Consider the following 14,747-nt stretch of genomic DNA (forward strand, 5'->3'; position numbering starts at 1 on the left):
CGCACCCGGATACCGGGTGTGGGGGACAGGGTTGGGGGCATCCGTTCCGCCATGACAGCAGAGGCGGATCGTAGTGCACGACGCAGAAGTTTGGGACGACTGCTGCTACGTGCGGCAGTACTGGCCGCGGCATTCGTGGCACTGGTGGCGTTCTCCGTCGTCCTGGCGAAGGTGACGCTCACCCCGTCACCCGCGTCGGAGGACATCGTGACCTCCAATCTGAGGCCCGGGCGCTCTCTGCGGCAGTACGCGGAGGACTACACCTTCCTCGCCGCCTGTAAGCAGGCGGGCGGAAATCTGCTGCTGGGCGCGCCGTTCGGCATCCTGTTGCCGATCCTGGTGCCGCGCCGTCTGCGGATGATCCGGATGACGGTGCTGACCGTCCTGGTCATCTCGGTCGTCGAACTCGTGCAGGGCGCGCTCGTGGCGGGACGGGCCTTCGACGTCGACGACGTCATCCTCAACACCGCCGGAGCACTTCTCGGGTACGCGCTTCTGGGGCGGCGCCTCAGCCACCACTACCACGCGCTCTCCGACGAACAGCCCGCCGTGGAGACAGCGAGGACCACCCCGCGTCCCTCGGCCGGGAGCGAGCCGGGGAGCAGCGACAAGGTGAAGCCGGACCCGCGACCGAAGTCCGGCACCGCCACCAAGACCGGCACGAAGGCGAAGCCCGTCACCAGGGTGAAGGCCGGCACGGAGGCGAAGGCCGGTACCAAGGCGAAGCCCGGAACGAAACCGAAGGCTGCCGGCGCGTCGAAGGACGGGGACCGGACCGGGAGCAAGGCGAAGCCCGCGGCCGAACCGGCCGCACGCCTGAGCGCGTCCGCGCAGGTTGCTCGCGGACGCGCTCTTCTCGACAGGTGGCGCAGTCGTCGGGAGGGCCCGGGCGGGGGAGCGCCCGGGGCCCGTCGACGCGGAGCCTAGAGCGCCGGGTAGGCGTTCTTCATGAGCTCCTGGAACTGGGCGGAGAACCACTTCCCGGAGACGGGGGCGTCGCCCAGGGCCCCGGACATGTTGTTGTTGTTGCGGGCGTTACCCGTGTACGTCGGGTCGCACATGCGGTCGAATCCCTTGCCCTCGTCGTTCGGGATCTCCTTGCTGGACCCGTCCGACTCCCCCGGGGGCTTCATCCAGACGTACGCGTCGATGCCGGCTTCGGGGGCGGCCTTCGGCCGTTCTCCGAGCCCGGCTCCGGCCTGGTTGCACCAGTTGCCGAGGTGGATACGCCGGTCGTTACGGCCGCCGTCCACGTAGGTGTCGACGCTGGTGGTGGCACCCGGACCGGTCGGCCGGGCCGTTCCGCCCCACCCGTTGCGCGAGGTGTCGATGAGCATGCCGATGTCCGACTTGAAGCCGACCGAGACGAGCTTGGTCCGGAAGGCCTGCGCGAACGAGAGCTCGTCCGTGTAGCGGTTCCAGTCGACCCACTTCGACTGGCGCACCGAGGTTCCGTTGACGGAGTCCTCGATCTTGAAGTTGGTCTCCTTCAGCGCGCTGTAGTTGGCCGTGTTGGTGATGAAGCCCTGGACGTCGTCGACGGTCGCGCCCTCGGCGGTCGCAGCCTGGTGGAAGACATCGGCGGAGGCGCCGAAGTTGTCGTCCCAGCCGATCCAGCCGTGGTGTCCGGCGTCGATGTAGTTGTAGACGTTGCCGGCGTCCCCGAGCTTGTTGAGCGCGTAGCCGACACCCTTGACGTAGTTGCCGTTGGCCTTCATGACGTCACAGGCCGGAGTGGCCGTGGGGCGGCCACCCGCGTTGGTCACGAGGTTCGGCAGGGAGTCGATCTCGACGGTTGTGACGATGCGCAGACCGGCGTACTTCGAGTCCGCCAGGATCGCCGCGATGGGGTCGATGTACTCCGTCTTGTAGCGGCCGATCTCGGTGGGGCCGAGCTCGCCGTTGGAGGCGAGCGCCGCGCAGTCGCGCCCGGGCAGGTTGTAGATGACGAGCTGTACGACGAGCTCGCCGGAGCCCTTCTGCGTCAGGGCCGAGTCGAGGTGGTCGCGCAGACCCATGCCGCCGTTCGCACCCTCGATCGCGGCGATGCGGTCGAGCCAGACGCCCGTCGGCTGGTTCGAGACCCTGCTGCCGCCCGCCTCGGCAGCCGCCTTCTCGGACCACTCCGGGTTCACGTAGACCTTGGCGCCCTCGTAGGGATTGTTCACCTTGCTGCCCGCAGGAGGATCGGTGGGCGGATCGGTCGGGTCCGTCGGGTCGGTCGGCCCCGTCGTGTCCCCGTTGCAGGTGACGCCGTTCAGCTTGAATGTCGCGGGGACGGCACTGTTGCCGTTGCCCGACGCGTTGAAGCCGAAGGACGCGGAACCGCCCGTCGCGAGAGCACCGTTGTAGGAGAGGCTCTTCGCGGTCACGGCTGCGCCGCTCTGCGAAACGGTGGCGTTCCAGCCCTGGCTGATCTGCTCGCTGCCGGCGAACGACCACTCCAACTGCCAACTGGAAACGGCGGCACCGTTGTTCGTGACACTCACCGCGGCGGTGAGGCCGCCGTTCCACTGGTTCTGGATCTTGTAGTCGACCGTGCAGCCCGCCGCCGCTGCGGCAGAGGCGCCGAAGGGGGCCGCCGCGGCGGCGGAGCCCGCGGCTGCGGCGACGAGGGCTCCTGCGGCTATGAGCGCCATGCGGGATCGGCGCAGGTTGGTGCGGCTCATGCGAATTCCGTTTCCTCAGCTGTAGAGGGTGCGCGAACGTTGCGCAGCCCGATTCCGTACGGGGTGGGGGTTCCGTCGTAGTCGCTGATCAAGGACGGGGCCGTGGAGTGGTCCCAGGTGGTCCAGGCCCGTCCGTGTGGGATTGCGGTCGTGGAACCTCTGCACCACCAGGCCGGCCGAGCCGGTGGGGGCAGGTGTTCTCGCCGGTCTCGCCTACGGCGAGGGGGATATCGGTCCGATCCGTGGGAGCGGGTAACGCGGACGTCCTTCGTTCTCACGGACGGTGCAGCCGCGTGGGCGCCACGCGGTGGCGGGCTGCCCTGCGTGCCCGCGTTTCCTGGTGACCGGTGCCGGACAGGCCTCGACGGCATGCCTGTCCAGCTGTCCGGTGTGCCGGCCCTCGGGCCGACGCTGTCGGGGCGGGGGAGTGGTGCCGTGTCCCCCGGTCCGCAGAGGCGCCGTCGTCGGGTTCACCCGCTGTCGCGGGTACGTGGTCTTCAGGTCAAGCCGGTGCTCCTCACTCAGGGGATGGGGACAGTGCGGGCGTTCCCGTCGGAGCCCGTACGCACAGTGGTGCGGTCGAGCTCGTTGCTCCGGACGCCCGATCCCGGTGATCGGTCCACGTGGGACGAGGGATCCGGCGGACCTGTGGAGCCGGTCGGATCCATGATGCGGAGAGTGCTGTCGAGCCTGGATGAACCGGGCGCGTGGCCCGGCGCCGTACCGGAGGCCGAAAGGCCTGCCGCAGAACCCGCACCGCTCGCCTGTGTCCTGTTCGTGCCGTCGCAGGCGATGGCTCCCGCTCCCGGAGATCCGACGTTCCCGCGGTGCACGGTGCTGTTCGGGCACCGTGCGTACGAGGAGGGATCCGGAAGCCGTGCCCATGGCCGCGAAAGTGCTGCCGGCCATGTCGGGCGCCGCTCCGGGAAGCGGTCTGAACAGGTGCGATAAGCGCGGGGGATGACACATGAGCGACTCCTTGCAGACCGGGCGTGCCCCCTACGGCACGTCGACTGGTGGAACCGCTCCCACTGGTGTGGCTTGACGTTAGAGCGTCAAGTGGTGTCGGTCAACATGCCAGTTCGCATCTCTTGTCATCGAAATAATTCGACTCTTCAAGTCTCTTGACTCTCTTTTTTCTCATCCTCATGCTGGGAGCGCTCCCACTGGTTCAAGGCTTGTGCTCAACTCCGCACGCCCCCATGTCGCCGAGCCGCGAGGAGGTACCGCTCATGCCGTCGGGACGCGCACGAAGAACGTGGTTACCGAGAAGACCGGGAAGAACCGGAGCCGGAAACCGACGCTTGATGACCGCATTGGTGGCTGCGCTGGCCCTCCCCCTGGGGATGACCGCCGCAACCGGTACGCCGGCCCAGGCGGCCGCCGTCCAGTGCAGTGTCGACTACAGGGCGAACGACTGGGGTTCGGGCTTCAGCACCGAACTCACCGTCACCAACAGGAGCACCGCCGCGATCGACGGCTGGAACCTGACCTACGCGTACGCCGGCAACCAGCAGCTCACCAACGGCTGGAACGGGACCTGGTCCCAGTCGGGCAAGAACGTCACCGTCAAGAACGCCGCCTGGAACGGTTCCATCGCCGCAGGCGCCGCCGTCACGACGGGTGCGCAGTTCTCCTACAGCGGCACCAACACCGCTCCCACCGCCTTCGCCGTCAACGGCACCGCCTGCGTGGGCGCCCATCAGCCGCCGATCACCGTCCTCACGAGTCCGGCGGCGGGCGCCGTCTTCTCCGCCGGAGACGCCGTTCCCCTGGCAGCCACCGCGGCAGCCGCGGACGGCGCGGGGATCAGCAAGGTCGAGTTCTACGACAACACGACCCTTCTGGGCACCGACACCACCTCCCCGTACACCTACAGTGCCCAAGGTCTCGCCGCCGGTGCGCACTCCGTGTACGCGAGGGCCTATGACGGCCTCGGCGCGTCGGCTGAGTCCACCCCGGCGGGGATCACCGTCGTCGCAGGCCCGGCCGTCGTCGCGACTCCCGCCCAACTCGGCGTACAGCAGGGCAAGTCCGGGGTCTTCGACGTGTCCTTGTCCACCGCGCCCTCCGCGAGCGTCACCGTGACGGTGGCGCGTACCACGGGCAACACCGGACTCAGTGTCTCCAGCGGCGCGAGCCTGACGTTCACGCCGTCGAACTGGTCCACGCCGCAGAAGGTCACAGTGGCCGCCGCCGCGTCCGGCACGGGAGCCGCGACCTTCACGGTGACGGCACCCGGGCACAGCAAGGCCGAGGTCACCGTCACCCAGCTCGCCGCCGCGAACGACTACGACGCGCGCTTCCTCGACCTATACGGGAAGATCACGGATCCGGCGAACGGCTACTTCTCCTCGGAGGGCATCCCCTACCACTCCGTGGAGACGCTGATAGTCGAGGCTCCCGACCAGGGCCACGAGACGACGTCGGAGGCGTACAGCTATCTGATCTGGCTCCAGGCGATGTACGGGAAGATCACCGGGGACTGGGCGAAGTTCAACGGTGCGTGGGCCACCATGGAGAAGTACATGATCCCCACCCACGCCGACCAGCCCACGAACTCCTTCTACAACGCGTCGAAGCCCGCCACCTACGCGCCCGAGCACGACACACCCGACGAGTACCCCGCCGTCCTCGACGGGTCGGCGCCCTCCGGCTCGGACCCGATCGCGGGCGAGCTGAAGAGCGCGTACGGCACCGACGACATCTACGGGATGCACTGGATCCAGGACGTCGACAACGTCTACGGATACGGCAACACACCCGGCAAGTGCTCGGCCGGCCCGACCGAGACCGGACCGTCGTACATCAACACCTTCCAGCGCGGGTCGCAGGAGTCGGTCTGGGAGACGGTCACCCACCCGACCTGCGACAACTTCACCTACGGCGGTGACAACGGCTACCTCGACCTGTTCACCGGGGACGCCTCCTACGCCAAGCAGTGGAAGTTCACCAACGCCCCGGACGCGGACGCCCGCGCCGTGCAGGCCGCCTACTGGGCCGACGTCTGGGCCAAGGAACAGGGCAAGTCGGGCGAGGTCTCGGCCACCGTCGGCAAGGCGGCGAAGATGGGCGACTACCTCCGCTACTCCATGTTCGACAAGTACTTCAAGAAGATCGGCAACTGCGTCGGCCCGGCCACCTGCCCCGCAGGCAGTGGCAAGGACAGCGCGCACTACCTGATGTCCTGGTACTACGCCTGGGGCGGCGCCACCGACACCTCGGCGGGCTGGTCCTGGCGCATCGGGTCGAGCCACGCCCACGGCGGCTACCAGAACCCGATGGCTGCCTACGCGCTGAGCTCCGTCGCGGACCTGAAGCCCAAGTCGGCCACGGGCCAGCAGGACTGGGCCAAGAGCCTCGACCGGCAGATGGACTTCTACCAGTGGCTCCAGTCCGACGAGGGGGCCATCGCGGGCGGTGCGACCAACAGCTGGAAGGGAAGTTACGCCCAGCCCCCGGCCGGCACACCGACCTTCTACGGCATGTACTACGACGAGAAGCCCGTCTACCACGACCCGCCGTCCAACCAGTGGTTCGGATTCCAGGCGTGGTCCATGGAGCGCGTCGCCGAGTACTACCACGAGTCGGGCGACGCCCAGGCCAAGGCCGTGCTCGACAAGTGGGTCGACTGGGCGCTGTCGGAGACGACCATCAACCCGGACGGCACCTACCTCATGCCGTCCACCCTCAAGTGGTCCGGCGCACCCGACACATGGAACGCGTCGAGCCCCGGCGCCAACTCCGGTCTCCACGTGACGGTCGCCGACTACACCAACGACGTCGGAGTGGCCGGTGCCTACGCCAGGACACTGACCTACTACGCCGCCAAGTCCGGTGACGCGGAGGCGAAGGCCACGGCCAAGGGACTGCTCGACGGCATGTGGAGCCACTACCAGGACGACGCCGGAATAGCGGTGCCGGAGACGCGCGCCGACTACAACCGGTTCGACGACCCGGTGTACGTCCCGAACGGCTGGACGGGCGCCATGCCCAACGGGGACACCGTCGACAACGACTCGACGTTCCTCTCCATCCGGTCGTTCTACAAGGACGACCCGAACTGGCCGAAGGTGCAGGCATACCTGGACGGCGGAGCCGCCCCGGTCTTCACCTACCACCGGTTCTGGGCACAGACCGACGTCGCACTGGCCCTGGGAGCGTACGCCGACCTCCTGGAGTGAGTCGCCCCGCACCCGGGGTCCCGGCCGCCGGCAGTCCAGCCGGCGGCCGGGACCCCGCTCGCGCACCCGGTCCGCCCGAGGGAGCGGGCGATGTCGGCGGCCCAACACCCCGTGCCCGTACAGGATCTGGCGTATTCGGCCCCCGGACGGACTGAAAGCGCCGGACCGGGTCACACGGAAGGAATGACGTCCACTGACGTAAGAACAGACAGCACCGGTGACCCCGGGCAGGGCAGTACGTCACGCCGTCGTGCGCGCATGCGAGGGTGTCTGCCGTTCGCCGGAGTGTGCGCCGCGGCGCTGGTCCTGCTGTTCCTCGGCTCCCGGCTCAGCCTGCCGGGGCTCGGTGACCTCTTCGAGGAGAAGACCACGGACCGCTCCGGCCCCGCCGTGCTCAAGTCCATCCAGGACATGAGCGCGTACGAGGCCGCGTCCGGAAACTTCCAGGTCGTCGTCGATCTGGAGAAGGACGCGAAGTACCTGCCCGACGCGATCCGGGGCACCCGGACGCTGTACGTCGGCGCGGGCACCGTCGGGGCGTCCGTCGACCTCGGCAAGGTCGGGCCCGACGGGGTGACCGTGAACGAGGACCGGACCACGGCCGAACTCGTGCTTCCCCGTGCGGTGCTGGGAAAGCCCGCCCTGGATCCGGACCGCTCCTACGCCGTTTCCAAGCAGCGCGGCATCCTCGACCGGCTCGGCGACTTCTTCTCCGACAACCCCGGCAGCGAGCAGGCGGTCAACAAACTGGCCGCCCGGCACATCGGGGAGGCGGCCGAGGAGAGCGGTCTGACGAAGCGCGCCGAGAAGAACACCACTTCCATGCTCCAGGGTCTGCTCGGCTCCCTCGGATTCGAGAAGGTCACGGTCCGCTACACCGACCCGCCGCGCTGACCCCCACGGGGGTCGACGCGCTGCTGCCGAAGGGGCTGCGCACCGCACGCCGGCGACCGCAGCGTGTCGCAGCCGGGGCCCTCTCCGCGGACCGGGGATGGTGGGCGTATGAACAGTGCAGGCATTTTCGCCGATGCGTTCGAACGCATTCATGCAGCGGTGCACGCCGCGGTCGAGGACCTCCCGCCCGAGGACCTCAACGCCAGGCTCGACGACGGCGCGAACTCCATCTCCTGGCTCGTGTGGCACCTCACGCGCGTCCAGGACGACCACATCGCCGACGCGGCGGACACCGAGCAGCTCTGGTTCGCCGAGGACTGGGCGTCCCGCTTCGAGCTCCCCCTGGAAAAGGGATCGACCGGCTACGGACACAGCAGCGCGCAGGTGGGTTCCGTGAAGGTGGGATCGGCCGACCTCCTCCTCGGCTACTTCGACGCCGTGCACGAGCAGACCCTCGCCTTCGTACGAGGACTGGACGGCCGCTCCCTCGACCGCGTCGTGGACGACGCCTGGTCGCCACCGGTGACCCTCGGTGTACGGCTGGTCAGCGTCATCTCCGACGACCTGCAGCACGCGGGTCAGGCCGCGTTCGTCCGGGGCGCGCTGGAGCGCCGCCACCAGGTTTCGGACGTCGCGACTCCGGTACGCGCGTAGTGGCCGGGGCTCGTGCCGACCACACGCTTGAAGTGCCGGGAGAAGTGGGACTGGTCGTAGAAGCCGGCCGAGGCCGCGACCTCCGGTAGGCGCATGCCGCCGAGCAGCAGGCGCCTGGCCAGATCTACGCGTCGCCCTGTGAGGTACTGGTGCGGCGCCATGCCGAACTCGCGGCTGAAGGCCCGCACCAGGTGCGTGTGGTGGCTGTGCAGCTTCTCCGCCGCCTCGCGGAGCGTGAGCCCTTCCACGAAGTGTTCGTCGAGCAGATCCCGCAGCGCGTACGCGACCCGGCGGTCGTGCGTTTGTGGAGCGACCGGCTCGTCGCGCAGGTGCCGGGCGAGACGCTCGGAGACGAGAGCGAGACGGCTCTGCGCCTCCAGTTCGTCTCCGGGACGTACGAGCGTCCGGTGGAGCTGGTCCACTCGGTGACGGAGCCGGGGATCGCGCAGGACGGGCCGGTCGACCGCGTGTCCCACGAGGTCCGCGCCGATCTGCCCGGTGTCCAGATACAGGACGCGCTTGCGGAAACCCCCGGGAGTGGCCGCGACGCCGTTGTGCGGGACATGCGGAGGCAGCAGCGTCACCACCGAGCTGGGCGCCCCGTGCTCGTGGCGGTCCAGGTCGTAGCGGACCACGCCCTCGTCGACGATGAGGAGCGTCCACGCGTCATGCGTGTGCATGGGGTAGGCGTGGTCGGCGAAGTGCGCGTGGAAGACCTCGTCGATCCCCTCGACATCCGGACGCCACGCGGTGATGTCCGGACGTGCACCCATGAGCAGAGCCTACAAGAGCGTCGCGGACGCACCGGCACGTGCAAACTTCGTACAAGACGGACGGCGGGCGGGCTCGGCAGACTCCTGGCCATGACCGACGACAACGCACCCGTGCGCTTCGACACCAAGATCGCCGTGCTGCTCCGGGACGACCTCGAGACCTGGCAGCGCCTCAATGTCACCGCCTTCCTGGTGAGCGGCCTCGGAACGCAGGTGCCCGAGGTGGTCGGTGAGCCGTACGCCGACGCCGATGACACCCCCTACCTGCCCATGTTCCGGCAGCCAGTCCTCGTGTTCACCGGGTCCAAGGAGCTCCTGTCGACCGCGCACGGCAGGGCGGTCGGCCGCGGTGCGACCCTGGCGGTCTTCACCTCGGACCTCTTCGCGACCGGACATGACAAGGCCAACCGGGCAGCGGTCCGGGCGGTGCGGCGGGACGACCTGGACCTGGTGGGCCTGGCCGTCCACGGGCCGCGAAACGGCGTGGACAAGATCCTCAAGGGTGCGTCGATGCACCCCTGACCGGCGCCCCGACGTCACCGAACGGATACTCACGGGCACACCCGTGCGAGTGATGGTCGCCGGTGCCATACTCAAGACAAGTCCGCTTGACAGGCTTGTCACTGTCCCGAAAGGCGACGCGTCATGAACTGGGCATCGTGGACCACCCTCGGTGTCTTCGCGGGAACCGGCGGAGTGCGCACCGAAGAGGTAGGTGTCGTGAGCGGTGATCTGACCGTGCACACGACTTGGACCGAGAGGCAGGCCGAGGTCGCCGTCCAGTACAGCGGCGCTTCGGACTGGTTCACACTGGCCGGCAGTCCGGTGCCGTGCCGATCGGAGGAAGAAAGCAGATCTCTCCACCAGAGCGTCGTGGAGGCGGTACGCGCCGGCGGCGGAGCCACGGTTCCTGCTCCGCACTCGCTGGCCTGATCCGACCGGGCTTCGCGGCAGCAGTCAGTCTGCCGCGAAGCGCACCACGTAACGACGCTGCCAGGGCGTCTCCACTGCCTTGGGGTGGTAGTTCCGGCGGACGTAGGCGACCGCTTCCTCCGCCGGTACCCCGTCCAGCACGGCCAGGCAGGCCAGTGCCGTACCGGTACGCCCCCTGCCTCCACCGCACGCGACCTCGACCCGTTCGGCGGGGGCCCTGCTCCATGCCTCCGTCAGCACCGACCGCGCCGCGGCCCGGTCGGCGGGCAGACGGAAGTCGGGCCAGCGCAGCCACGCGGACTCCCAGGTCACCGGCGACGGCGCACTGCCCAGCAGATGGACCGTGAGGGTCGGATCGGGTCCCGCGGGGAGCGGATGCCTCAGACCGCGCCCGCGGACCAGCCGCCCCGTCGGAAGCCGCAGGACGCCCGCGCCTGCCGGATCCCAGGTCTCCGTCATCTCAGGCCTTCCCGTCGAGGTCCTGGGACAGCAGGCCGGCCAGCTCCTCGACGGCGTCCGGCGCGCTGTCGCCGACGGCCGACAATACCAGCGGGTCGCCGTGCTGGGCCGCCAGTGCGAGGACCGACAGCATGCTCCGGGCGTCCACCGGGGCGGTGCCCTCATGTCCGACGGTGACGGCAACAGGCTGACGCATGGCGGCCTGGACGAAGAGAGAGGCGGGACGGGCGTGCAGGCCGCTGCGGGACCCGACGTGGACGGTGCGCTGGTACACGGGTTCACTCCTGGGGCAGGGGGATTCGTGGTGCGGGGAGAGAAGCGGGCTCAGGCGGCCACGGTGACGGCGGAACCGTCATCGACGTGGGCGTTCGAGTCCGGGGCGCGTCGCATGCCCTTGAGCGCGACGACCAGAGCGGTGGACACCGCGGTGCCGACGGCGATCGCCAGCAGGTAGAGGAACGGCTCGCCGATGAGCGGGACGACGAACACGCCGCCGTGCGGGGCCCGGAGCGTACAGCCGAACGCCATGGACAGGGCGCCGGTGACCGCCCCTCCGGCCATCACGGACGGGATCACCCGCAGGGGATCCGCCGCTGCGAAGGGAATCGCGCCTTCGGTGATGAACGAGGCGCCCAGCACCCACGCCGCCCGCCCGTTCTCCCGCTCGGTGCGGGTGAACAGACTGCGGCGCAGCGTCGTGGCGAGGGCCATCGCCAGCGGCGGCACCATGCCGGCAGCCATCACGGCGGCCATGACCTTGAGACTGCCGGGCGTCGGATCGGCCAGACCGCCGACCGCGAAGGCGTACGCCACCTTGTTCAGCGGGCCGCCCATGTCGAAGCACATCATCAGGCCGAGGACGACACCGAGGATGACGGCGTTGGAGCCCGACAGCCCGTTCAGCCAGTCGGTCAGGGCCTTCTGCAGGGAGGCGATCGGCTTGCCGACCACGATGAACATCAGGAAGCCCACGGCGATCGACGCGAGCAGGGGGATCACCAGCACCGGCATGATGCCGCGCAGTGTGGGGTGCACCTTCACCCGCTGGATCGCCATCACCGCCGCACCGGCCAGCAGACCGGCGACCAGACCTCCGAGGAAGCCCGCGTCGACGGTGAGCGCGATGGCGCCGCCGACGAATCCGGGAACGAGCGCGGGACGGTCGGCCATCCCGTAGGCGATGTACCCGGCCAGCACCGGGACCAGGAAGCCGAACGCGGCAGTGCCGATCTGGTTGAGCAGCGCTGCCCAGCTGGCGGCCTCACCCCAGACGAAGTGGTCGGCCACCGACTTCGCACCGGCGATCTCGTAGCCCCCGATCGCGAAGGACAGGGCGATGAGCAGTCCGCCGGCCGCGACGAACGGAACCATGTAACTGACGCCGGACATCAGATAGGTCCGCAGACGGACACCGAAGTGTCCGGAGGATCCGGCCGAGCCGTCCGTACCGTCGGCCTGCCCGGCGCCGTCTTCGGCGATCCCGCTGATCTCGCCCCGCCCGGCCTTGGCCCGGGCCTCGGCGATGAGCTCGGCCGGCCGGTTGATGCCCGCTTTCACCCCGGTGTCGACAACCGGCTTGCCGGCGAAGCGCCCCTTCTCCCGCACATCGACGTCGTGCGCCCAGATGACGGCGTCCGCGGCGGCGATCACCCCCGGGTCCAGCCGCTCGAACCCGGCCGATCCCTGGGTCTCGACATCCAGCACGACACCCTGGGTTCGTGCGGCCGCCTCCAGCGACTCGGCGGCCATGTACGTGTGCGCGATTCCGGTCGGGCAGGACGTCACGGCGACTATGCGGAAGGGTTCCGCGGCCTGCTCCGTCGTCGGCCCCGCGGCCTTTTCCTCCGGGGCATCCTCGGGTTCCGGAGCTGTCGCGGGCGCATCCTCGCCGCGGATCAGTGCCGCCGCCACGGCCGGATCGGCCTCCGCCCGCAGCGCGTCGGTGAAGCCGGGGTCCATGAGCCGCCGTGCCAGGCTCGACAGGATGGTGAGGTGGTCGTCGTCCGCACCCGCGGGCGCGGCTATCAGGAAGACGAGATCCGCCGGACCGTCGGCGGCACCGAAGTCGATGCCCCTCCGACTCCGGCCGAAGGCCAGTGTCGGCGCGGCGACATGCTCGCTCCGGCAGTGCGGGATACCGATGCCGCCGTCCAGACCGGTGGGCATCTGGGCCTCGCGGGCCGCCACGTCGGCGAGGAAGCCGTCGAGGTCGGTGACGCGGCCGGCCGAGACCATCCGTCCTGCCAGTGAACGGGCGGCTTCGCTCTTCGTCTCGGCGGACAGGTCGAGATCGACCAGTTCCGCGGTGATCAGCTCACTCATCGCGGGGCTCCTTGCTCGTGGACCGTCCGGCGGACGGCTCGGGGGGACGGGGGAGTCGTACGACTGGACAGGGACGCGGCGGTCATGGGGCCTGGACCGGAAGCGCCAGGTTCACGGGGATGTCCGCGGTGGTGACCACCGCGGAGAGGTCGAGGTCGGCGGGCGTCGGCATGGCGCTTCCGGGCAACTGCACGGCGGCGGCGCCGTGCGCCACGGCGGAGGCCAGGGCGTCCGGCCCCGTTCCGCCCGCGGACAGGAATCCCGCGAGCGAGGCGTCACCCGCGCCGACATCGCTCCGGACGGCATCCACCCGGGCGCCGGCGAAGTGGGCTCCCGAGGGCTCCACCAGCAGTTGTCCGACGGCACCCAGGCTGGCGAGCACCGAACGCGCCCCGAGCTCGCACAGCTCCTGCGCCGCCTTCAGCGCGTCACCGACCGTCGTGAGCGGCCGGCCGACCGCCTCCGCGAGCTCCTGGGTGTTCGGCTTGATCACGTCGGGCCGCTCACGCAGTGCGGCGACGAGCGCGGCGCCGGAGGTGTCCAGAGCGATCCGGACACCGGCACCGTGGCTGCGGGCCACCAGCTCGGCGTACCACTGCGGTGACAGTCCACGCGGCAGGCTCCCGCAGCAGGCGATCCAGTCCGCGCCGGCCGAGCGGGCGCGCACCGTGTCCAGCAGACGTCCGGCCTCCGCAGAGGTGATCTCCGGTCCCGCCGCGTTGACCTTGGTGAGAGCGCCGTCGGGTTCGACGAGCGTGATGTTGACACGGGTGCTGCCGGCGATGGGCACGCCGGCGGCCTCGATGCCGTGTTCACCGAGCAGCCGGGCCAGCAGGGCACCCTCGGGCCCGCCCAACGGCGCGACGGCGACGGTGCGGTGCCCGGCCGCGGCGACCGCCCGGGAGACGTTGACGCCCTTGCCACCGGGGTCGACGCGGTCCGCGGTGGCCCGCAGGACCGCGCCACGGGTGAGCCCCGGCAGTTCGTACGTGCGGTCCAGGCTCGGGTTGGGAGTGACGGTCAGGATCATGCGCGTACCACTTCCGTGCCCCGGCTTTCGACGGCCCGGGCGTCCTCGGGGCTCAGCCCCGTATCGGTGATCAGCAGGTCCACGTGGGAGAGATCGCCGAAGCGCGCGAAGTGCTCCTGACCGGACTTCCCCGAGTCGGCGAGGAGCACCACTCTGCGGGCAGCCGCGATCACGGCACGCTTCACGGCGGCCTCGGCCAGATCGGGGGTGGTCAGGCCGCCCTCCGGGGAGAAGCCGTTCGTGGCGAGGAAGACGACATCCGCGTTGATCTCGGCGTACGCGCTCAGCGCCCAGGCGTCCACGGCCGCCCGGGTGCGGTGCCGGACCCTGCCGCCGACCAGGTGCAACGCGATCCCCGGATGGTCGGCGAGGCGGGCCGCCACCGGCAGGGCGTGGGTGACCACGGTGATCCGGGAGTCGATCGGGACGGCGGCCGCCAGTCTGACGGTCGTCGTGCCGGCATCGATGATGACGTTGCCCTCGGCCGGGAGTTCGGCAAGGGCCGCGGCGGCGATGCGGTCCTTCTCGTCGGCGGCCACGGTGTCACGCTCGGCGAGATCGGGTTCGAACCCCAGCCGGCCGGCCGGGATCGCACCACCGTGCACCCGGCGGAGGAGCCCCGCCCTGTCGAGCGTCTTGAGATCTCGCCTGACCGTTTCCGCGGTCACCTGGAACCGTTCGGCAAGTGACGGCACATCGACGCGCCCGCTCTCGCCGGCGATGCGGAGGATCTCTTGCTGCCGCTCCGGTGCGTACATGTGGTTACGTATCCGTTTCGTGCCCGAGTCTGTGGTTTCACGGGCACACTACGGTCGTGCATCAGGAAAGT

13 protein-coding genes are annotated in these 14,747 nt (G+C 69.7%); 6 read left to right on the plus strand and 7 right to left on the minus strand.

The annotated features are described in order from the left end of the window. Positions 1-51 precede the first annotated feature (51 nt). The gene (locus P8A20_RS35170) at positions 52-927 is read left to right on the plus strand and encodes a VanZ family protein (protein WP_147960582.1); all 876 of its coding nucleotides are present in this window, start codon (positions 52-54) and stop codon (positions 925-927) included. On the opposite strand, the gene P8A20_RS35175 is transcribed toward P8A20_RS35170, so the two are convergent. Further along, complete coding sequence (locus P8A20_RS35175) at positions 924-2,669, minus strand: glycoside hydrolase family 6 protein (RefSeq protein ID WP_306104963.1); 1,746 nt, start codon at positions 2,667-2,669, stop codon at positions 924-926. The genes P8A20_RS35170 and P8A20_RS35175 overlap by 4 nt on opposite strands. Before the next feature lie 1,307 nt (positions 2,670-3,976). Between P8A20_RS35175 and P8A20_RS35180 the strand changes: the two genes are divergently transcribed. The 3 genes from P8A20_RS35180 to P8A20_RS35190 all read left to right on the plus strand — a co-directional run bounded on the left by P8A20_RS35180 (position 3,977) and on the right by P8A20_RS35190 (position 8,401). Further along, on the plus strand, positions 3,977-6,853 hold the full coding sequence (locus P8A20_RS35180) for a glycoside hydrolase family 48 protein (protein WP_306104964.1): 2,877 nt from the start codon (positions 3,977-3,979) through the stop codon (positions 6,851-6,853). Positions 6,854-7,111: 258 nt separating this feature from the next. Further along, the gene (locus P8A20_RS35185) at positions 7,112-7,747 is read left to right on the plus strand and encodes a DUF4230 domain-containing protein (RefSeq protein WP_147960670.1); all 636 of its coding nucleotides are present in this window, start codon (positions 7,112-7,114) and stop codon (positions 7,745-7,747) included. Positions 7,748-7,855: 108 nt separating this feature from the next. Next, the gene (locus tag P8A20_RS35190; protein WP_306104965.1) at positions 7,856-8,401 is read left to right on the plus strand and encodes a mycothiol transferase; all 546 of its coding nucleotides are present in this window, start codon (positions 7,856-7,858) and stop codon (positions 8,399-8,401) included. On the opposite strand, the gene P8A20_RS35195 is transcribed toward P8A20_RS35190, so the two are convergent. Beyond that, positions 8,326-9,174, minus strand: a complete 849-nt coding sequence (locus P8A20_RS35195; protein WP_306104966.1) for a helix-turn-helix transcriptional regulator — start codon at positions 9,172-9,174, stop codon at positions 8,326-8,328. The genes P8A20_RS35190 and P8A20_RS35195 overlap by 76 nt on opposite strands. Positions 9,175-9,264: 90 nt before the next feature. Between P8A20_RS35195 and P8A20_RS35200 the strand changes: the two genes are divergently transcribed. Next, positions 9,265-9,696, plus strand: a complete 432-nt coding sequence (locus tag P8A20_RS35200) for a DUF2000 domain-containing protein (RefSeq protein ID WP_147960578.1) — start codon at positions 9,265-9,267, stop codon at positions 9,694-9,696. A gap of 123 nt (positions 9,697-9,819) precedes the next feature. Further along, the gene (locus P8A20_RS35205; protein WP_014158031.1) at positions 9,820-10,107 is read left to right on the plus strand and encodes a hypothetical protein; all 288 of its coding nucleotides are present in this window, start codon (positions 9,820-9,822) and stop codon (positions 10,105-10,107) included. 24 nt (positions 10,108-10,131) lie between these two features. Here the strand turns inward: P8A20_RS35205 and P8A20_RS35210 are convergent, their stop codons facing one another. The 5 genes from P8A20_RS35210 to P8A20_RS35230 form a co-directional block, all read right to left on the minus strand. Next, positions 10,132-10,566 (minus strand): protein-tyrosine phosphatase family protein, encoded by a 435-nt coding sequence (locus P8A20_RS35210; RefSeq protein WP_147960577.1) that lies wholly within the window; start codon positions 10,564-10,566, stop codon positions 10,132-10,134. Between the two features lies 1 nt (position 10,567). Beyond that, positions 10,568-10,840, minus strand: a complete 273-nt coding sequence (locus P8A20_RS35215) for an HPr family phosphocarrier protein (RefSeq protein ID WP_147960576.1) — start codon at positions 10,838-10,840, stop codon at positions 10,568-10,570. Between the two features lie 50 nt (positions 10,841-10,890). Continuing rightward, positions 10,891-12,888 carry a PTS fructose transporter subunit IIABC gene (locus tag P8A20_RS35220; RefSeq protein ID WP_306104967.1) on the minus strand — a complete coding sequence of 666 codons (1,998 nt, stop codon included), beginning with the start codon at positions 12,886-12,888 and terminating at the stop codon, positions 10,891-10,893. A gap of 82 nt (positions 12,889-12,970) precedes the next feature. Continuing rightward, a complete protein-coding gene (pfkB, locus tag P8A20_RS35225) occupies positions 12,971-13,918 on the minus strand; it encodes a 1-phosphofructokinase (protein WP_147960574.1) in 948 nt (315 codons plus the stop codon). Beyond that, positions 13,915-14,676 (minus strand): DeoR/GlpR family DNA-binding transcription regulator, encoded by a 762-nt coding sequence (locus P8A20_RS35230; protein WP_147960573.1) that lies wholly within the window; start codon positions 14,674-14,676, stop codon positions 13,915-13,917. Before P8A20_RS35230 ends, pfkB begins: the two co-directional genes overlap by 4 nt. Positions 14,677-14,747 lie beyond the last annotated feature (71 nt).

The organism is Streptomyces sp. Alt3 (assembly GCF_030719215.1).
GTDB classification, from domain to species: domain Bacteria; phylum Actinomycetota; class Actinomycetes; order Streptomycetales; family Streptomycetaceae; genus Streptomyces; species Streptomyces glycanivorans.